This window comes from Mammaliicoccus fleurettii, assembly GCF_002018435.1.
Lineage (GTDB): Bacteria > Bacillota > Bacilli > Staphylococcales > Staphylococcaceae > Mammaliicoccus > Mammaliicoccus fleurettii.
On sequence record NZ_MWJM01000002.1, the window covers coordinates 76,487 to 96,677 of the forward strand.

The 20,191-nt window shown below is 31.3% G+C and carries 23 protein-coding genes and 1 other annotated feature; of the genes, 22 read left to right on the top strand and 1 reads right to left on the bottom strand.

Annotation, left to right across the window (positions count from 1 at the left end):
* Positions 1–2 precede the first annotated feature (2 nt).
* The 5 genes from B2G86_RS01845 to B2G86_RS01865 all read left to right on the top strand — a co-directional run bounded on the left by B2G86_RS01845 (position 3) and on the right by B2G86_RS01865 (position 4,711).
* Complete coding sequence (locus tag B2G86_RS01845; RefSeq protein ID WP_078356442.1) at positions 3–1,265, top strand: bifunctional folylpolyglutamate synthase/dihydrofolate synthase; 1,263 nt, start codon at positions 3–5, stop codon at positions 1,263–1,265.
* Between the two features lie 118 nt (positions 1,266–1,383).
* Positions 1,384–2,781 carry a YfcC family protein gene (locus tag B2G86_RS01850; protein ID WP_078356443.1) on the top strand — a complete coding sequence of 466 codons (1,398 nt, stop codon included), beginning with the start codon at positions 1,384–1,386 and terminating at the stop codon, positions 2,779–2,781.
* 178 nt (positions 2,782–2,959) lie between these two features.
* The gene (locus tag B2G86_RS01855; RefSeq protein ID WP_078356444.1) at positions 2,960–3,685 is read left to right on the top strand and encodes a prepilin peptidase; all 726 of its coding nucleotides are present in this window, start codon (positions 2,960–2,962) and stop codon (positions 3,683–3,685) included.
* Complete coding sequence (gene radC, locus B2G86_RS01860; protein ID WP_078356445.1) at positions 3,675–4,391, top strand: RadC family protein; 717 nt, start codon at positions 3,675–3,677, stop codon at positions 4,389–4,391. Before B2G86_RS01855 ends, radC begins: the two co-directional genes overlap by 11 nt.
* Positions 4,388–4,711 carry a hypothetical protein gene (locus B2G86_RS01865; protein ID WP_239733477.1) on the top strand — a complete coding sequence of 108 codons (324 nt, stop codon included), beginning with the start codon at positions 4,388–4,390 and terminating at the stop codon, positions 4,709–4,711. Before radC ends, B2G86_RS01865 begins: the two co-directional genes overlap by 4 nt.
* Before the next feature lie 71 nt (positions 4,712–4,782).
* Here B2G86_RS01865 and B2G86_RS13365 read toward each other — a convergent pair whose 3' ends face one another.
* Positions 4,783–4,929 (bottom strand): hypothetical protein, encoded by a 147-nt coding sequence (locus B2G86_RS13365; protein ID WP_191092288.1) that lies wholly within the window; start codon positions 4,927–4,929, stop codon positions 4,783–4,785.
* A gap of 145 nt (positions 4,930–5,074) precedes the next feature.
* Here B2G86_RS13365 and B2G86_RS01870 point away from each other — a divergent pair, with 145 nt between their 5' ends.
* From B2G86_RS01870 to B2G86_RS01950, 17 genes are all read left to right on the top strand, one after another.
* The gene (locus tag B2G86_RS01870) at positions 5,075–5,518 is read left to right on the top strand and encodes a DUF4930 family protein (protein ID WP_078356447.1); all 444 of its coding nucleotides are present in this window, start codon (positions 5,075–5,077) and stop codon (positions 5,516–5,518) included.
* A gap of 101 nt (positions 5,519–5,619) precedes the next feature.
* The gene (gene mreC / locus B2G86_RS01875) at positions 5,620–6,477 is read left to right on the top strand and encodes a rod shape-determining protein MreC (RefSeq protein ID WP_078356448.1); all 858 of its coding nucleotides are present in this window, start codon (positions 5,620–5,622) and stop codon (positions 6,475–6,477) included.
* Entirely contained in the window at positions 6,477–6,980 is a 504-nt protein-coding gene (gene mreD / locus B2G86_RS01880) for a rod shape-determining protein MreD (RefSeq protein ID WP_078356449.1), read from the top strand. The genes mreC and mreD overlap by 1 nt, the downstream gene beginning before the upstream one ends.
* Positions 6,981–7,039: 59 nt before the next feature.
* Positions 7,040–7,114, top strand: a sequence feature (ribosomal protein L21 leader region).
* Positions 7,115–7,126: 12 nt separating this feature from the next.
* Entirely contained in the window at positions 7,127–7,435 is a 309-nt protein-coding gene (gene rplU / locus B2G86_RS01885) for a 50S ribosomal protein L21 (RefSeq protein ID WP_016911517.1), read from the top strand.
* Between the two features lie 3 nt (positions 7,436–7,438).
* Positions 7,439–7,759, top strand: coding sequence for a ribosomal-processing cysteine protease Prp (locus B2G86_RS01890; RefSeq protein WP_016911518.1), 321 nt, complete (start codon positions 7,439–7,441; stop codon positions 7,757–7,759).
* A 10-nt stretch (positions 7,760–7,769) separates the two neighbouring features.
* Positions 7,770–8,054, top strand: coding sequence for a 50S ribosomal protein L27 (gene rpmA, locus B2G86_RS01895; protein WP_016911519.1), 285 nt, complete (start codon positions 7,770–7,772; stop codon positions 8,052–8,054).
* Positions 8,055–8,158: 104 nt separating this feature from the next.
* On the top strand, positions 8,159–8,689 hold the full coding sequence (locus B2G86_RS01900; protein WP_078356450.1) for a Spo0B domain-containing protein: 531 nt from the start codon (positions 8,159–8,161) through the stop codon (positions 8,687–8,689).
* Positions 8,690–8,691: 2 nt separating this feature from the next.
* Complete coding sequence (gene obgE, locus B2G86_RS01905; RefSeq protein ID WP_078356451.1) at positions 8,692–9,981, top strand: GTPase ObgE; 1,290 nt, start codon at positions 8,692–8,694, stop codon at positions 9,979–9,981.
* Between the two features lie 12 nt (positions 9,982–9,993).
* Entirely contained in the window at positions 9,994–10,455 is a 462-nt protein-coding gene (locus B2G86_RS01910) for an ACT domain-containing protein (RefSeq protein ID WP_078356452.1), read from the top strand.
* A gap of 14 nt (positions 10,456–10,469) precedes the next feature.
* Positions 10,470–11,060: a Holliday junction branch migration protein RuvA gene (ruvA, locus tag B2G86_RS01915; protein WP_078356453.1), complete on the top strand. Its 591-nt coding sequence runs from the start codon at positions 10,470–10,472 to the stop codon at positions 11,058–11,060.
* Between the two features lie 28 nt (positions 11,061–11,088).
* On the top strand, positions 11,089–12,069 hold the full coding sequence (gene ruvB, locus B2G86_RS01920; protein ID WP_404932019.1) for a Holliday junction branch migration DNA helicase RuvB: 981 nt from the start codon (positions 11,089–11,091) through the stop codon (positions 12,067–12,069).
* A 16-nt stretch (positions 12,070–12,085) separates the two neighbouring features.
* Positions 12,086–13,111 (top strand): tRNA preQ1(34) S-adenosylmethionine ribosyltransferase-isomerase QueA, encoded by a 1,026-nt coding sequence (queA, locus tag B2G86_RS01925; protein ID WP_078356455.1) that lies wholly within the window; start codon positions 12,086–12,088, stop codon positions 13,109–13,111.
* Positions 13,112–13,126: 15 nt separating this feature from the next.
* On the top strand, positions 13,127–14,266 hold the full coding sequence (gene tgt / locus B2G86_RS01930; RefSeq protein ID WP_078356456.1) for a tRNA guanosine(34) transglycosylase Tgt: 1,140 nt from the start codon (positions 13,127–13,129) through the stop codon (positions 14,264–14,266).
* A gap of 12 nt (positions 14,267–14,278) precedes the next feature.
* Positions 14,279–14,542, top strand: a complete 264-nt coding sequence (gene yajC, locus B2G86_RS01935; RefSeq protein ID WP_016911527.1) for a preprotein translocase subunit YajC — start codon at positions 14,279–14,281, stop codon at positions 14,540–14,542.
* Between the two features lie 168 nt (positions 14,543–14,710).
* Positions 14,711–17,002 carry a protein translocase subunit SecDF gene (secDF, locus tag B2G86_RS01940; RefSeq protein ID WP_078356457.1) on the top strand — a complete coding sequence of 764 codons (2,292 nt, stop codon included), beginning with the start codon at positions 14,711–14,713 and terminating at the stop codon, positions 17,000–17,002.
* Positions 17,003–17,179: 177 nt separating this feature from the next.
* Positions 17,180–19,474, top strand: a complete 2,295-nt coding sequence (gene recJ / locus B2G86_RS01945) for a single-stranded-DNA-specific exonuclease RecJ (RefSeq protein ID WP_078356458.1) — start codon at positions 17,180–17,182, stop codon at positions 19,472–19,474.
* Positions 19,474–19,992, top strand: coding sequence for an adenine phosphoribosyltransferase (locus B2G86_RS01950; protein ID WP_078356459.1), 519 nt, complete (start codon positions 19,474–19,476; stop codon positions 19,990–19,992). The genes recJ and B2G86_RS01950 overlap by 1 nt, the downstream gene beginning before the upstream one ends.
* Positions 19,993–20,191 lie beyond the last annotated feature (199 nt).

The window sequence follows — 20,191 nt, forward strand, 5'->3', positions numbered from 1 at the left end:
TAATGGATTATTTAGATAGTTTACACTGGATACACGAACGAACTAAATTTGGTATTAAACCAGGTGTTAAAAGAATGAAGTGGATGCTCAGTAAACTGGACCATCCTGAAGATAATATTCAAGCAGTTCATGTAGTAGGTACGAATGGTAAAGGATCAACAGTCAGTTATTTAAGAAATGCACTTGTAGCAAATAATTATGAAGTTGGTACTTTTACTTCACCATATATCGTTACATTTAATGAGAGAATAAGCATTAACGGTGTTCCGATAACTAACGATGAATTAGTTGACTTAGTTCAAATAGTTAAACCAATTTCAGAAAGACTTGAAACTGAAACTGATTTAGGACCAGCTACAGAATTTGAAATTATCACATTAATTATGTTTGTATATTTTGGATCTATACGCCCTGTTGATTTTGTTTTAGTTGAAGCAGGATTAGGAGCTTTAAATGATTCAACTAATGTATTCCAACCAATTATGACAGTATTAACAAGTATCGGTTTAGACCATACAAATATATTAGGTGAAACTTATATGGATATTGCTAGGGAAAAAGCTGGTGTAATTAAACCAAGTGTACCTCTTGTTTATTCAATTAAACCTAAAGATGCGCTACATTTTGTGCGTGAAGTTGTAGAAACTAATTATAATAAAGGTTTAGAATTAGATAGAGATATTCATGTTATTTCTGATGATGCTGAATTTACTTACAGATATGAAAGTTATGAACTTGAAAATATTCAACTAAAAATGATTGGTCAACATCAACATGAAAATGCTGCACTTGCAATTACAACGCTCATTGAAATGTTTCAAAGAGGGATTATACAATTAGACTTTAATAAAATGATAGATGCCATTGAGAATACGACTTGGTCAGGCCGTATTGAAAAAGTTAAAGATCAGCCTCTCATATTAATTGATGGTGCTCATAATAAAGAAAGTATAGATGCGTTAGTTAATACTTTGAATCAGTATTATTCTGATAAAAAAATTGACGTATTGTTTGCAGCTATTGAAGGAAAACCTATTGGAAAAATGTTAAACAGTTTAGAAGACGTAGCGAACAGATTCTATGTAACGACATTTGATTTTCCAAAAGCATTACCAATAGATGCAGTTTATGATTACTTAGAACATGATCACATTGAAAAGATTCAAAATTATAATAGCTTTATCGATGAATATGATGGTGAATTACTTGTTATAACCGGTAGTTTGTATTTTATAAGTGAAGTAAGAAAATTGTTTGTTCAATAATAAATGAGTTAAAAGATAACGACAAAATGAAAAATGTCGTTATCTTTTTATGTGTAAAAATTCATTATATTCTGAAAAATAGGGTATGAGTAATATATATTACTAAAGGGGAGATTATATGAAAGAAAACAATAAACAGAAAATAAAATTCAAAAATCCTCATACATATGCGATTTTACTATTTATTATTGCGATAAGTTGCTTGCTAACTTATGTAATACCTTCAGGTGAATTTGAACGTAAAACTGTAAATGATCGAGAAGAAGTTGTATCAGGTACGTATCATTTAGTAGACAGTCAACCATCTGGATTTTTAGAAATCTTTAGATCGATTCCTGAAGGTTTAATTAGTGGCGCGGATATTATTTTTTACATATTTCTAGTAGGTGGCGCTTTTGGTATTATACATAAGACTGGCGCTATTACAAATGGTGTAAATGCTGCAATGAACAAGTTAGGGGAAAACGGCAAATTTATGATTCCTCTAACGATGTTTATTTTCTCATTACTCGGTTTTTCTATTGGATTGGCTGAAGAAACTATTATATTTGTTCCGATAGGTATAGCAATCGCAAGAGCAGTTGGGTATGATGCGATGACTGGTACAGCAATGATTATAATGGGGGCAGCAGCAGGATTTCTAGGAGGCATGCTCAATCCATTTACGGTTGGAGTCGCACAAAAAATCGCTGAAATTCCTCTGTTTTCAGGCTGGCAATTTAGAACGATCATTTATATATGTGTATTGATTGTTGGCATCATTTATGTAATGTTATATGCTCGAAAAGTTAAGAAAAATCCAAAGAAAAGTTTAGTATATGAATTAGAACAAGAAGAACAACATAATATTGCTGACCAACCTAAGATTGGCAGATTTACAAAACGACAATCATTTTGTTTAGTTTTGCTAGTCGCGGCAATTTGTTTTAACGTATTTGGTATTTTTACATTCGGATGGTCCTTTAATGAAATGAGTGCTAATTTCTTATTAGCAGGTTTATTAGCAGGGTTTATCGGTGGTCTAGGGTTTAATGGAACTTTTGATGCTTTAGTAGAAGGAATGAAATCTATTTTGTTCGGTGCTTTAATTGTAGGATTTGCTAAAGCAATTGTTGTCGTATTAGAAAATGGTAAAATTATAGATACTATAGTGTATTATTTAACAAACACCATTCAAGATTTACCAGCTAGTATTACGGTTGGTATGATGTTCGTTATTCAAATGATTTTAAACTTCTTTATACCATCAGGATCGGGCCAAGCAATGACAACTATGCCTCTTATGGTTCCGATTTCTGATTTATTAAGTATAAATAGACAGATGGCAGTACTTGCCTTCCAATATGGAGACGCAGTGAGTAATAGTATATTCCCAACTTCCGCCTCTTTAATGGGTGGATTGGCTGTTGCCGGAATTTCTTATACTAAATGGGTGAAATTTATATGGAAGTTATTAGTACTATGGGTTGTTATATGTATGGCTGGAATATTCGTTGCTTTAGGATTAGGTTTTTAACTTTTATAAATATTACAAAACTTGAAAAACTCATGTTATTACATAGAGTTTTTCAAGTTTTTTTATGAATAATATTTTAATGTTTATAATGGCATACTCATAAGTTCAAAAACTGTAGTTATACGTTTAACGAGTTGTTTTGGTATATTTATATATATCAAAAAAGGAGAATGAAATAATGGCTTTACTCTTTTTGTTGGGGGCAATTTTAGCTAGTTATATGTATCAACTCACAAGTACAACAAACATAAATTATAATATGTTTCATAGTCGTTCTAAGTGTGAGAATTGTTGTAAAAATATTTTGTTTAGAGATCTTATTCCAATTATCAGTTACTTATGTTTAAAAGGTAAATGTAGATTTTGCAAGAGTAGGATATCTCTAGATTTATTTTTATGTGAACTTATACTAGGAACACTTTTTTTAATACCTCTAATATGCAATACACCGTTTGATCCTCTATTATATTATTTCTTAGTCATATTTTTAATCCCTTTATCTATTTATGATATGAAGCACTATATTATTCCTAACCATGTATTAATTATAATGTTTATAACAGCTTTAGTGCTTTTTGATATGTCGTTGAAAGGTTTTTTATTATCAATTCTTATTCTGTTTTTACTTCATTGTGTTTATTTTATTTCTAATAAAAGTATAGGATACGGTGATATAAAACTATTTTCTTTATTAAGTATTATACTATCCAATTCTCAATTTTTATTAATGTTTATGTTCACGTTCATTATTGCAGGAATTTTCGTCTTACTTTATTCTTGTGCTTGTAAAAATCTTATGAAGAAAGTTCCTTTAGTTCCTTTTATCACAGTTTCTACACTATTTGTTTTGATTTTTAATCATCAACTTAATTATTATTTTTTAGGAGGCTTACATGGTCATTAAAATTAAAGATTTACAACACGAAGATAAACCGAGAGAAAGATTAAAATCTTATGGTCCGGATAAACTAACTAATAGAGAGTTATTGGCAATAATCATCAATTCTGGTAGTAAACAATATTCGAGTTTAGAATGTGCAAATAAAGTGTTAAATTTAGTAGAGAACACTAGAGAATTAAGGCACCTTACTTTGCCTGAATTATTAACAGTAAATGGAATAGGAGAATCTAAAGCCATTACTATTTTAGCTGTCATTGAATTAGCTAAAAGAATGCATAGTAATACAGTATTGGATAAATTTGAAATAAATGAGCCACAAGATGTAGCAAATTACTTGATGGAGAAACTAAGATATTTAAAGCAAGAACACTTTGTTGCGTTGCTATTAAACACTAAAAATCAAATTATACATGAACAATCTATATTTATAGGTTCTTTGAATATGGCAGTAGTACACCCGAGAGATTTATTAAGAGAGGCAATCAAACATTCGGCGGCATCCATTGTAATAGCTCATAATCATCCGAGCGGAGATCCAACACCATCTATAGAAGACATTAAAACGACTAAACGAATTCTATATTGCTGTGAATTAATGGGAATAGATTTACTTGATCATATCATTATTGGGGATGGAGAATTTATAAGTATTTTTGAAAATGATTATATTATGCGTGAAGACATAGAAATTAATGATGTTTATGAATGATACAATGGTATAATATAAATAAAAATGAGTCAGGAGTTTTTGATTTGCAAATCATTACATTTATTTTAGTTGTTTTACCATTGTTATTCATAATATCTATTTTTCAACGAAAGAAAAGAGCGATTGTAAAAAAAGACTATGGAATTATAATGGCATTAGGTGTTATAGGTGTATTTCTTTCATCAATATTACTTACATTAACAAATAGTGAATCATCACTTTCATTTAGTGTTATTCTTGGATCAATTGGTGCAGGCATAGTGTGGGGTATTTTAGTATCACTTACTTTATTCTTGTTAAAAAAATTACTAAATAAATAAAAAGAAGAAGCCGAGACAAATTATTGTCTCGGCTTCTTCTTTAATAAAAATCAAGTGATATTCATTAAGGGTCACATAAAGTAAAGAACACCTTGATATATGAAGTAAATTACTAAAGCAATAATAGCTAATTTTATGACAACTCTTAGTAACCCAACAAAAAATCGGAAAAAGATAATTAAAAACAAGATAGCTAAGAATATATATATTAATTCCATTATTTTCACCTCTTAATGAGATTATATATGAGAATTGATAAAAATACATCAGACTACAGAATGATTATAGAGTTCAGTCCAAAGCCCGATGATGATTTATATTATATTTTTGTATAATATATATGAATGAGAGGTGTCTATAATATTGAGATGGTTATTTAGGTTAATTAGAAATTTATTAGCATTATTGGCAATTGTAATTATAGTCGTAATTGTGTACAGAAATGTTCCTGCTATTAGCGATTTAAATCCATTTGATAATAGTGATAATCAAGAAACTGAAGAAATTGCGCCACAACGAGCAAATGCTACATATGAAGTAGAAGACAATCCATTGTTACAAAATGTTCCTTTAAGTCAAACAAAGCATGCATTTAAATGGATAAATAAAAGCGAATTTATGGATGTTTCGGGATTAGAGCGTATGGGTTACGATGACGATTATGTAGCTGGTCAACGTGGTACTGAGTATATTTTGTATAAGTTTGGTGAATCGAAAATGTATGTGTATCAAACTGAGCAAGATTTAATTAATGATTTAAGTGAAATGAACTCAGATATAAAATTATTACCAAAAACTTCATATTAATTTTTAATTTCGACGGTCTCTCACTTTATTTAAAGTGAACTGTAAGCTAAAATAGTAATATCATTGTTATTTAGACATTTGAAGATTAAGAGGTGTTTAGATTGTCGAATTTTTTTAAAAATAATAAATTAATGTTTTTTCTTATTTCTATGGTCTTATTAATTGTAATAGTTGGTTATTCAGTGAGAGCACAATCAGCATCGCTTAGTGAACAATATGCGAGTGATACATCTTCTTTTGGTGGAAGAATTATCTCTTATCCAGTTACTTTTGTATCAGACTTTTTCTCAAATATCTTCACATCGGATGAAGACATCAACAAATTAAAAGAAGAAGTTAAAAGTACAGACCAAATTAAAGCTGATAAAGCAAGATTAGAAAAAGAAAATAAATCATTGAAAAAAGAGTTAGATATGAAAGATATTTCACAGTTTAATCCAATTTCAGCGACTGTTATTGGTAGAAGTCCTGATCAATGGATGAATACAATCATTATTGATAAAGGTAAAAAAAGTGGAATGAAAGAAAATATGGCTGTTATTACGAGTGAAGGTTTAGTTGGAAGAATTAAAAAAGCTAATCAATTTTCTTCACAAGTAGAGTTAATATCTACTAGCGTGAAGACAAGTAAACTATCAGTCGATATTCAACAAGATGAAGAAAATATTTTCGGTATGATAAATCGATATGATGAAGATAAAGATTTATTAGTTATCAGTGATATAGATAATAAATACAATATAAAAAAAGGATCTAAAGTAGTTACAAACGGTTTAGGCGATCAGCTTCCTAAAGGACTACTAGTTGGGAAAGTTGAAAAGGTAGAAAATGATGAGTATGGATTATCTAAAGTTGCATACATAAAAACATCTACAAACATTAAAGACTTGAACCACGTATACGTTGCGAAGAGAGATCCGGAAACAATACCTTCTTCAAAAGAAAGTGGTGAGGAATAATGAGATTTTACGTTATTCCTTTAATTGGCGTTATATTATTCTATTTAGATATCATATTAACGCGTCTATCTCCAATAAATGTCTTTAATGAAACATTTATAGTCGTACCAAGATTAACATTTTTATATTTATTAATTATTGCAGTGTACAAAAATCCTAAAGTAGCAATAATTTTAGCCATCGTAACTGGAATATTCACTGATATCTATTTTGGTGGCATATACGGGGTATATACATTTGGCTATACTATTTTTGTAATAATGATGGATAAATTATTCAAAGTATTTTATAGAGACATATTAATGATGGTAATACTTTTAATATGTTCAGTTGTGTTGTTAGAAATATGGGTAATGATTTTTTATGGATTTTTAGGAATTGCTTCAATTAATATTATCCAAATTATTCTATTTAGATTTATACCAACAGTTTTCTTTAATTTAATTTGTTTAATCATAATTTTTCCGTTTGTTCTAAAATTATTAGAAAGAAATACAAATTAGTTAAAGAATATTGACATCATAGGCTGTAGGTGGTAATCTATTGAAGTTGAGTAGTTTCAGGCTACATACAACCGCTCGATCATAGGTATATAAAGTACGAATGTCACCTATGAATGGCGTGACTTAAAAAATTAGGAGGTGCAAGTATGTTTGCTATAATTGAAACTGGCGGAAAGCAAGTTAAAGTAGAAGAAGGTCAAACAATTTGGGTTGAAAAATTAGACGTAAATGAAGGTGATTCATTCACTTTTGACCAAGTATTATTTGTAGGTGGAGATTCAGTTAAAGTTGGATCACCTGTTGTTGAAGGTGCTTCAGTTACTGCTAAAGTTGAAAAACAAGGACGCGGTAAAAAAATCACTGTTTTCAAATACAAAGCAAAGAAAAACTACAAACGTAAACAAGGTCATCGTCAACCTTACACTAAATTAACTATCGAAAAAATCAACGCGTAAGCAATGATTAATGTAGATATTAGTTTGAATCAAGAAGGGCAAGTTACAGATGTTGAGATGTCTGGACATGCTGATTCAGGTGAATATGGCAAAGACTTAGTCTGTGCTGGAGCTTCAGCAGTCGTCTTTGGTGCAACAAATGCAATCATTGGCTTAACTGATGAAACACCTGATATAGATTACAGTGACGACGGTGGATATTTTCATATACGTAGTGTAAACTTAGAAAATGAACAAGCACAAACATTATTACAAGGTCTCATAATTTCTTTGAAGACAATTGAAGAAGAATATGGACAATATATTAAACTAAATTACAAGTGAGGTGTAACTCATGTTAAAATTAAACTTACAATTTTTCGCATCGAAAAAAGGGGTAGGTTCTACAAGAAACGGACGTGACTCTGAATCAAAACGTTTAGGTGCTAAACGTGCTGACGGTCAATACGTAACAGGTGGTTCTATCTTATATCGTCAACGTGGAACTAAAGTTTTCGCTGGTGAAAACGTAGGTCGCGGTGGAGACGATACATTATTCGCTAAAATCGACGGCGTTGTTAAATTCGAACGTTTTGGTCGTGACAAAAAGAAAGTATCTGTATACGCAGCTGCTGAATAATCACTATATTGAGACACCAGAATTTTTTCTGGTGTTTCTTTTTTTAATCGTATAGTGATAATGTTATAATTAATGTTATGAATATTGATAATATAGGTGATAAAATGAATAATTTAGATGTGTATTTAAAGTCGAGACATGATTTTGTGAATCAATTCCAATTGTTATATACATATAAACAGTTAGGCAAAGATGAAGAGGTTAATTCATTACTTGATGAGTTATACAAAGATTTAAAGCAAGAACAGTTGTTTTTAAATGCACCTTGTAGAAAATTTGTGCGTGAAGTATTTGAACACAAAATATCTACGTCAGGCTCTAAATGGACATTTGAAATTGAATGCTCAAATCATAACTATTATCAGAACAATCTAGAATTAGCAGACAACATTTTATTGGAAATTTACCAATATTTAAAAACAGTTATTAAAAGTCAACAAGATGATATTCAAATAAGATTATGTTTAAATGTAGAAGAAGAATTTGTCATTTTGGATGTATTTCTTAATGAATTGACGTTAAGTGACAATCAATTAAAAACAATGTTTTCCGATTATAATTTTGAAATTTTATCAGGAAACGATAATGCAAAAGAAATAGAATTTTTTATCAATATAAATGAATTAGAGGTGTAAACATGTTTATAGATCAGGTCAAGATTTCGTTGAAAGCTGGTGATGGTGGTAACGGTTTAGTTGCTTTTCGTCGTGAAAAGTATGTTCCATTTGGTGGTCCAGCTGGTGGTGACGGTGGTAAAGGTGCTTCCGTTATATTTGAGGTAGATGAAGGTTTACGTACTTTATTAGACTTTAGATTCCAAAGTAAGTTTAAAGCAGAGAAAGGTGAAAATGGTCAAAGTAGTAACATGCATGGTCGTGGCTCAGATGACTTAATATTAAAAGTGCCACCTGGTACAATTATTAAAAATATTGAAAATGAAGAAGTTTTAGCTGACCTTGTTGAACATGGTCAACGCGCTACAGTCGCAAAAGGTGGACGTGGTGGTAGAGGTAATTCAAGGTTTGCTTCTGCTAGTAATCCCGCACCAGATTTCTGTGAAAATGGTGAACCAGGCGAAGAGCTAGAAGTCACATTAGAACTTAAATTAATGGCCGATGTAGGACTTGTAGGTTACCCAAGTGTTGGTAAGTCTACATTACTATCTATAGTATCTAAAGCTAAACCGAAAATTGGTGCATATCATTTTACAACGATTAAACCAAATCTTGGTGTCGTTCAAACAAATGATGGTAGAGGATTTGTAATGGCCGATTTACCAGGTTTAATTGAAGGTGCATCAGAAGGTGTCGGTTTAGGACATCAATTTTTAAGACATATTGAAAGAACGAGAGTAATCGTTCATATTATTGATATGAGTGGAATGGAAGGAAGAGATCCATATGATGATTATGTTACAATTAATCGAGAATTAAAATCATATAACGAGAATCTTTCTAGAAGACCACAAATTGTTGTAGCTAATAAAATGGATTTACCTGATTCAGAGACACAATTAGACATGTTTAAAGAACAGTTAGAAGAAGATGTCAAAATACTTCCAATAAGTACTGTTACTAGAAAAAATGTTGATCAGTTATTGTATGAAATTGCAGATTTACTGGATGAAACAGAAGGCATGGATTTTGATAGTGTTGAAGAAGAAACTGGTGTTCATAGAGTTGTATATAAACATGAGAAATCTAGAGATCATTTTGTAATTACAAGAGATGATGATGGAGCATATGTAGTATCTGGTAACTCTATAGAGAGATTATTCAAGATGACTGACTTTAATCGTGATGCAGCTGTAAGAAGATTTGCAAGACAAATGCGTTCAATGGGTATTGATGATGCATTAAGAGAACGTGGAGCATCAAATGGTGATATAGTTAGAATATTAGGTGGAGAATTTGAATTTGTCGAATAGGGCGTGTTCCAATTGAAAAAATCAAATGAATCAACAAAAAGGTTTTATTTAATTAGAGAAGATGTTTTACCAGAATCTGTTCAAAAAACTATTAAAGTTAAAAATGCGTTATTGAAAAATAACAATCTAACAATTTATGATGCAGTTAAAGAATTTAATTTATCAAGAAGTGCGTTTTATAAATATAAAGATACGATTTTTCCTATAGATAGATTGGAAGAACAGACGAGGAATTTAACTTTAATTTTATATGTGCAAGATGAAATTGGTATGCTTGCTACAGTTTTAAATAAAATTGCTGAAGTTAAAGGCTCTGTTCTTACGATTCATCAAAGCTTACCAATGAAAAATAGAGCAACTATTACAATTTCATTAAATGCAACAAATATTGAATTATCATTAGATGAACTAATGGATGCAATAAAAGAAAGTCCGTATGTAGATGAAGTAGAAGTCATCGGAATGAGCATGTAAAGGAAGTTATTTAAATGTATGCATATATTAAGGGAAAAGTTACACAGTTATATCCGTCACATATTGTTGTAGAAACAAATGGTATAGGGTATGAAATTCAAACACCAAATTCATATCGTTTTCAGTCAAAACTGGATCAAGAAACACAAGTATATACACAATTAATTGTTCGTGAAGACGCTCAATTATTGTATGGATTTGTTAATCTTGAAGAAAAAGATATGTTTTTAAGTTTGATCAAAGTTACTGGGATAGGACCTAAATCAGCTTTAGCTATTTTGGCATCTAGCACACCAAATGAAGTGGCAATTGCTATTGAAAATGAGAACGAAGCTTATTTAACTAAATTCCCTGGAATTGGTAAGAAAACAGCAAGACAAATTATATTAGACTTAAAAGGAAAATTAATAATTACCGAAGAGTCAGAGCTATTTTCTAATAATAGTCATTCAGATAACGACTTGTTAGAAGAAGCTTTATTAGCTTTAGAAGCTTTAGGTTATTCAAAACGTGAATTAAGTAAAGTTAAAAAACGTCTAGAAAAAGAATCATTTGATACAGTCGATGCATGTGTTAAAAGAGGTTTAGCATTACTTATTCAGTAAATGGGGTGATTTTTTGGATGAGCGATTAATGGATGAGCATGAACATAACGATGATATCCAAAATGAATTGTCGTTAAGACCAGACACTTTAAGTCAATATATAGGTCAGCATAATATTAAATCTAATTTAGATATTTTTATTAAAGCTGCAAAATTAAGAGAAGAGCCTTTAGATCATTGTCTACTTTATGGACCACCAGGGTTAGGTAAAACAACTTTAGCTCATATTATATCTAATGAGATGGATGTAAACTTAAGAACTGCGAGTGGTCCTTCAATTGAAAGACCAGGAGATTTAGCTGCAATTCTCTCTGCTTTACAACCTGGAGATGTGTTATTTATAGATGAAATACATCGTCTGAGTAGAGTTGTTGAAGAAGTTTTGTATCCTGCTATGGAAGATTTTTTCTTAGATATTGTTGTAGGTAAAGGTGAAGAAGCGAGAAGTATTAGGATTGATTTGCCGCCATTTACATTGGTCGGTGCAACTACTAGAGTAGGTAGTTTATCAGCGCCTTTAAGAGATCGTTTCGGTGTTCATTTGAGATTAGAATATTATGATGATAAAAGCTTAGAAGAAATTATTAAACGTACTGCAGAAGTTTTCAATGTTGAGATAGACGATAAAAGTACCAATGAACTATCTAAACGTAGTAGAGGTACACCACGTATAGCAAATAGATTATTGCGTAGAGTTCGTGATTTTGCTCAAGTTAAAGGTAATCAGTCTATATCAATAGATATAACGAAGCATGCGCTTGATTTATTGCAAGTTGATAAAGAAGGTCTCGACCATATAGATTATAAAATTATGCAATGTATCTTGAATAATTATAAAGGTGGACCGGTTGGATTAGATGCAATAGCTGCAACAATTGGTGAAGAACGTATTACATTAGAAGATGTTTACGAACCGTATTTAATACAAAAAGGCTTTATAGAAAGAACACCTCGTGGTCGTCGTGCTACTGCAATTAGTTATGATCACTTCGAGTATAAAAAGCATTAGGAAAGAGGCAAAGTTTGTGAATATTGAAGATTTCGATTTTGATTTACCTGAATCGTTAATTGCACAAACACCACTGTTAGATCGAGAAAGCAGTAGGTTACTTAAATGTAATAAAAAAACAGGTGAATTAGAAGATTTAACATTTAAAGAAGTTGTAAACCAACTTGCGCCAGGCGATTGTTTAGTTTTAAATGACACTAAAGTGATGCCAGCTAGATTGTTTGGTTTAAAAGAAGAAACAGGTGCAAAGGTTGAAATGCTAATGCTTACTCAACATGAAGATAATGAATGGGAAGTATTAATTAAACCTGCAAAAAGAATAAAAGTAGGTCAGTCTGTGTCTTTCGGTGAAGGGAAAATAATTGCGACTTGCGTTAAAGAATTAGAGCAAGGCGTAAGAATTATGAAACTTTCCTATGAAGGAATTCTACAAGAAAGATTAGATGAACTAGGCGAAATGCCTCTACCTCCATATATTAAAGAACGCTTGGAAGATCAAGATAGATACCAAACTGTTTATGCAAAAGAAGTTGGTTCTGCTGCAGCACCAACTGCAGGATTACATTTTACTGAACATTTATTACAAGAAATTGCTGCGAAAGGTGTTCATATTGCATTCATTACTTTACATGTTGGTTTAGGTACATTTAGACCAGTAAGTGTTGATAATATTGATGATCATGAAATGCATTCTGAATATTACCAGATGACAGCAGAGACTGCTGATTTATTAAATAGAGTTAAATCAGAAGGTAATAAAATCATTTCGGTTGGCACAACATCTACACGAACTTTAGAAACGATTCGATCTAAAAATGATGGATTTGTAGAAGCAAGTGGATGGACAGATATCTTTATTTATCCTGGATATGAGTTTAAAGCAATTGATGGACTTATTACAAATTTCCATTTACCAAAATCTACTTTAATAATGCTTGTATCAGCACTTTCAACAAGAGAAAATATACTTCATGCATATCAACATGCAGTAGATGAAAAATATAGATTTTTTAGTTTTGGAGATGCAATGATATTAATATAGAAAAGGAGTAACAACATGCCTGCAGTAACATATGAGCACATAAAGACTTGTAAACAGTCTGGTGCAAGATTAGGAATTGTTCATACGCCACATGGTTCATTTGAAACACCAATGTTCATGCCTGTCGGAACAAAAGCAACGGTTAAAACAATGAGTCCTGAAGAACTTAAACAAATGGAAGCTAAAATCATTTTAAGTAATACCTATCATTTGTGGTTACAACCTGGAAGTGATATCATTTCTAAAGTGGGTGGATTACATAAGTTTATGAATTGGGATGGACCGATACTTACTGATTCTGGAGGCTTTCAAGTATTTAGTTTAAGTGATATGAGAAAGATTGAAGAAGAAGGAGTGCATTTTAGACATCATTTAAATGGTTCTAAATTGTTTTTAAGTCCTGAAAAAGCTATGCATATTCAAAATGATCTTGGTTCAGACATAATGATGGCATTTGATGAATGTCCTCCTATGCCTTCTGAATATGAATATGTAAAAAATTCTATTGAAAGAACTTCTAGATGGGCTGAAAGATGTCTTGAAGCTCATCAACGTCCAGAAGATCAAGCTTTATTCGGCATAATCCAAGGTGGAGAATACAAGGATCTTAGAGAGCAAAGTGCTAAAGATTTAGTTTCACTTGATTTTCCTGGCTATGCAATTGGTGGCTTATCAGTAGGTGAACCGAAACCTGTAATGTACAGAATGGTTGAACACACTGCGCCATTAATGCCATTTAATAAACCAAGATATTTAATGGGAGTTGGTTCTCCAGATGCATTGATTGAATGCTCTATAAGAGGTATCGATATGTTTGACTGCGTATTACCAACGCGTATAGCAAGAAATGGTACATGCATGACTTCTCAAGGTAGAGTCGTGATTAAGAATGCTAAATATCAGCAGGATTTATCACCACTAGATCCTGAGTGTGATTGCTACACTTGTAGAAACTATACTAAAGCATATTTGCGTCATCTGATTAAAGCAGATGAAACATTTGGAATTCGTCTTACTACATATCATAATTTGTATTTCTTATTAAAACTTATGGAGAATATACGCCAAGCAATAAGAGAAGATCGATTACTTGATTTTAAAGATGAATTTTTTGAACAGTATGGACTAAATGTAGATAACCCCAAAAACTTTTAAAGGAGCTTGAATATGGAAGTATTAGTACAACTATTACCTATTATTTTAATTTTTGCACTTGTTTGGTTCTTAATGATTAGACCACAACAAAAACGAGCAAAAGAGCATCGTGAATTATTAAACCGTTTAGAAGTAGGTCAAAAAGTAACTTCAATCGGTGGAATTAAAGGAACAGTTAGAGCAGTTGACGAATCAATCGTTGTTGTTTCTGTTAATGATAAAGGTCAAGAAATCACATTTGAAAAACCAGCTATTAAACAAGTAGACCCTTCATAAAATTGTTTACTTTTTAAGAAAATTGGTTTATTATTATTTATCATATTTAATGTTAAAAGACATGGTTATCCATGTCTTTTTTTGATATATGAATGATATGGCTATTCAATCACTGCTAATGTATGCTATAACATATATAGTGAATCAAATTACGTAAGAGGTGTTATCGTGAAAAAGCGGAGTAGAATTGTAGCCTTTTTACTTCTTGCAGTGTTGGTTTTTAGTTTAATAGGATCAACTACAAAAGATATAACAAAGAATGTAAATTTAGGCTTAGACTTACAAGGTGGATTTGAAGTATTATATCAAGTTAATCCTTTAGATAAGGGTGACAAGATAGATACTGAAGCTGTTAAATCAACTGCAAAAACATTAGAGTCACGTGTTAACGTATTAGGTGTCTCTGAACCGAAGATTCAAGTTGAAGAAGGTAACCGAATACGCGTTCAATTAGCTGGTATTAAAGACCAAGATGAAGCTCGTGAAGTACTTTCTACACAAGCAAATTTAACAATCAGAGATGCTAAAGACAGAGTTTTATTATCTGGTAAAGATTTAGTTCAAGGTGGCGCTAAACAAGGATTTAAAGATAATACAAACGAAGTTGCAGTTACATTGAAATTGAAAGATGCTAAGAAATTTAAAGAAGTAACTGAAAAAGTCTCTAAAATGAATCCTAATCTAATGGTTATTTGGATGGATTATGAAAAAGGAGATAGTTACGCTAAAGAGGCTAAAAAAGAGCAAGAAGGTAAAGAGCCTAAGTATATTTCAGCAGCATCTGTTAGTAAGCCAATTAATTCAGAAAATGTAGAAATTTCTGGTGGCTTCGATGGAGAAAAAGGTGTTAAAGAAGCTAAACAAATTGCTGATTTATTAAATTCAGGTTCATTACCTGTTAAACTAGATGAAGTTTATTCTACATCTGTTGGTGCTCAATTTGGTAAAGATGCATTAAATGAAACAGTGCTTGCTTCTTCAATTGGTGTAGGCATTATATTCTTATTTATGCTCATTTATTATCGATTACCAGGTATTGTTGCTGTAATAACGCTAAGTGCTTATGTGTACTTAACATTACTAGCTTTCAACTTTATTTCAGGTGTGTTAACACTCCCTGGACTTGCAGCTTTAGTTTTAGGTGTAGGTATGGCAGTCGATGCTAATATTATTATGTATGAGCGGATTAAAGATGAGTTGCGTATAGGAAGGACATTACAACAAGCCTTTAAAAAAGGTTCTGGTTCTTCATTCATTACAATACTTGATGCTAACTTAACAACAATTTTAGCGGCATTAGTATTATTTGTATTTGGTGAAAGTTCCGTAAAAGGTTTCGCAACTATGTTATTATTAGCGATTTTAATGAGTTTCGTTACTTCTGTATTCTTTACTAGAATCTTATTGTCATTACTTGTAAACTCAAACTACTTTAAGAAAAAATATAACTGGTTTGGCGTTTCTAAGAAAGATAGACATGATATAAGTGAAAGATTGGATATTCACGACTTAAAAACACCATATGATAAAATTAACTTTGTTAAGTTAGCTAAACCATTATTAACGTTTAGTGTTATCACGATCATTGTTGGTGCGATTATTGTATCTATATTTAGATTGAATTTAGGTATCGACTTTACAAGTGGTACTCGAGTTGATTTACAATCAGATCAAGCAATCAAAACTGAACAAGTGTCTAAACAGTTTAAAGATATGGGATTAGAACCTTCACAAGTTACAACGAGTGGATCAGGTAATAAGATGGCAACAGTCCAATTTAAAGATGCTTTAGATAAGTCTGAAATCAAAAAGGTTAAATCAGACTTTGGAGATAAATTAGGACATGATCCGAACGTTAGTACAGTATCACCAGTTGTCGGCCAAGAGTTGGCAATGAACGCACTAAAAGCTATGCTTTACGCGGCTATAGGTATTGTTTTATACGTAACATTCAGGTTTGAATGGAGAATGGGTACAACAGCCGTATTAGCCTTACTACATGATGTGTTCATGATTGTTGCAGTATTCAGCTTATTCAGACTTGAAGTTGATATAACATTCATCGCTGCAGTACTAACAATTATTGGTTATTCGATTAATGATACGATCGTTACGTTTGACCGTGTAAGAGAAAACTTACGTAAAGTTAAAGTCATTACAAAACCAGAAACAATTGATATGATTGTTAACTCTTCAATTAGACAAACAATGACAAGATCGATTAATACAGTATTAACAGTAGTAATAGTTGTTGTAGCTTTATTAATACTTGGTTCTTCAAGTATCTTCAACTTCTCACTAGCCTTATTAATTGGTTTAGTTTCAGGTGTATTCTCATCTGTATTCGTTGCAGTCCCATTATGGGGTATATTGAAAAAACGACAACTTAAGAAATCAGAGAATGGTAAATTAGTTGTTTATGAAGAGAAAAAATCAAACGACGAAAAAATATTAGTTTAATCATTGTTGAAACCTGTCCTCAAAAGAGGGCAGGTTTTTTTATGCTTAAAATTGAATATATTTTATGAATCGTAATCATTGGTTGTAGATGCTTGCTTTTGTTATGCTTAAATTGTTTAGTAGAGAAAGTAAGATATTTCATGTATAATGTTTTGAGTAGAAATGAGGAGATTTGTTATGACTAAAGCGCGTTATCAATGGCTTGTATCTGATAGTAATCAAGGTATTGATCAACAAATAATAAAAAAATTTAATATTTCCCCACTGTTAGAAAAAACATTAATTTCTAAAGGTTATACAACTGAAGATGAAATTGAAAAGTTATTATCTAAAGAAGTTTTATTCCATGATCCTATGCTGTTAAGTGATATGGAAAAAGCGACTACAAGAATACATAAAGCAATAGAAAATGACGAAAGAATATTAGTCTATGGTGACTATGATGCTGATGGTGTAACCTCAACTACTATTCTTGTGAAGACTTTAGAATCACTTGGTGCAACTGTTGGATGGTATATTCCAAATAGATTTACAGAAGGATATGGGCCAAGTGAAGCAGCTTTTAGAAATGCACATGATGAAGGCGTGACTTTAATTATTACTGTAGATAATGGTGTTCAAGGACATCATGAAATTGATATAGCAAATGAATTAGGCATAGATGTTATTGTTACAGATCATCATGAGTTTGGCGAAACAAAGCCTAATGCATATGCAATCGTGCATCCGATGCATCCAGATTTTAATTATCCATTTGAGTATTTAGCTGGTGTCGGTGTTTCATATAAACTATCAAAAGCGCTTAAAAATAATTTGCCAGAATCATTTCTTGGATTAGTCGCAATCGGTACGATTGCCGATTTAGTGAGCTTAACAGACGAGAACAGGTATATGGTAAAACAAGGATTAAGAGTATTAAATGAGAATCCATCTTCTGGAATTAAAGCTTTATTAGAAGTTGCTGATTATCATGACGAAGTAACTGAACAAACTGTAGGCTTTATTATTGGACCGAGATTAAACGCTGTTGGCCGACTTGATGATGCTAGGTTAGCTGGTGAATTGCTTATGAGTGAAGATTATGATGAAGCAACTTTCCTTGCTGAAGAAGTGGATCAATTTAATACAGAAAGAAAATCTATAGTTGAAACGATTACTGAAGAAGCGATGGAGTTAGCTGAAATAGAAAAACAACAAAATGCACAATTTCTAATTCTTGCAAAAGAAAATTGGAATGAAGGCGTACTAGGTATTGTCGCTTCAAGAATAGTTGAAAAATATCATTTACCAACAATCGTACTCAATGTGGATATAGATAAGAATCATGCTAAAGGTTCTGCAAGAAGTATCGAACAAGTTTCAATGTTTGAATTTCTTCAAAAACATGGAGAACTTATTCAAAAATTCGGTGGCCATCATATGGCAGCAGGGATGACTTTAGAAATTGATGCGGTAGAACCTTTAAAAAAAGCTTTGAATGAAGAAATGGCTAAGCTATCTGATGGTAAACCGTTATTGCCACAATTAATTGTTGATGCTGAGATAGAAACATCAGATATAACTGTAGATAATATTTTTGATTTAGAAAGATTACGACCGTTTGGAACAGATATAGCTGCACCATTGTTTTCTATAAAGAATGTGCAAGTTAAATCTGCAAAAGGAATCGGACAAGGTGAGAAACATCTTAAACTAACTTTAACTGATAAAAATATAGCAGCTTTACATTGGAATTTTGGACAATTGGTCCATGATATATCAAATGATACATTGATTAATGTTGCTGGAAGCTTAAATGTTAATGAATGGAACAGTCATCAGTCACCTCAAATAATACTTAAAGATTTAGAATTAAGTAATGACCATACTGTTTTTGATTATAGAAGCAAAAATAAACATGATTTATTAAAAATCAATCAAGAGAATGCTTTATTTATTATTAATCAATCAGAAGAAAAAGTGAATGATCAGTATATTCATTATGGTGAAACTTTTGATAATGAAATTGAAACGTGTGTTTTAAGAGATTTACCAGATGATATTGAAGCGTTTAAGCGTACATTGAATGGAATAAAGGCTGAAAAATATTATTTAGTATTTAAAGGACAATCAAATTCTTATTTTGAGGGCATACCTAATGAACAGAAGTTTAAAGCGGTATACAAAGCGTTATATAGCAAAAAAGAAACTAACATTCAAACTGATGGTATGAAGATATGTGAAACATTAAAAATTAAACCTAATCAATTAAAATTCATTTTAAATTGCTTTTATGAGCTGAACTTTATTACAATAAAAAATGGTATAATTGAAATAAATAAAGATGCGGAAAAAAATGAAATACAAAACGCACCGTTATATCAAGCAAGGAAACAACAAATAGAAATAGAAAAGACATTGTTGTACAATGACAGTCAGTCTCTAATTAACTGGGTTCAATCGTTGTTAAGCAACACTGAGGAGGAAATATAATGGATTTAAAGCAATATGTTTCAGAAGTACAGAATTGGCCGAAAGAAGGCGTCAATTTTAAAGACATCACTACAATAATGGATAATGGTGAAGCTTACAAATATGCTACAGACCAAATCGTTCAATATGCACATGATAAAGAAGTAGATTTAGTAGTTGGACCAGAAGCTAGAGGATTTATCATTGGCTGTCCAGTATCATATGCTATGGGTATTGGTTTTGCTCCAGTACGTAAAGAAGGTAAATTACCTCGTGAAGTGATTCGTTACGAATATGATTTAGAATATGGATCTAATGTATTAACTATGCACAAAGATGCTATTAAACCAGGACAACGCGTATTAATTACAGATGATTTATTAGCAACAGGAGGCACAATTGAGGCTGCTATACATCTAGTAGAATCATTAGGTGGTATAGTAGTAGGAATAGCTTTCTTAATTGAATTAAAATATTTAAATGGTATTGATAAACTTAAAGGTTATGATGTTGTTTCCCTAATTTCTTATGATGAATAAAATAATAACAAAATAGTCACTATGTGAATATTTTGTTTCTGACTGTCGACAAACTCAAACTTTGTTGGCAGTTTTTTATTTATAATTATTGTATAGTGCTGATAAGCGTTGCGTTAAAAGCAGATTCTAGCAAACTTGCTGATAAGGATAGCTACGAAAATAAAATAAAATAGTCACAATTAACGGTGGCGTATTACTA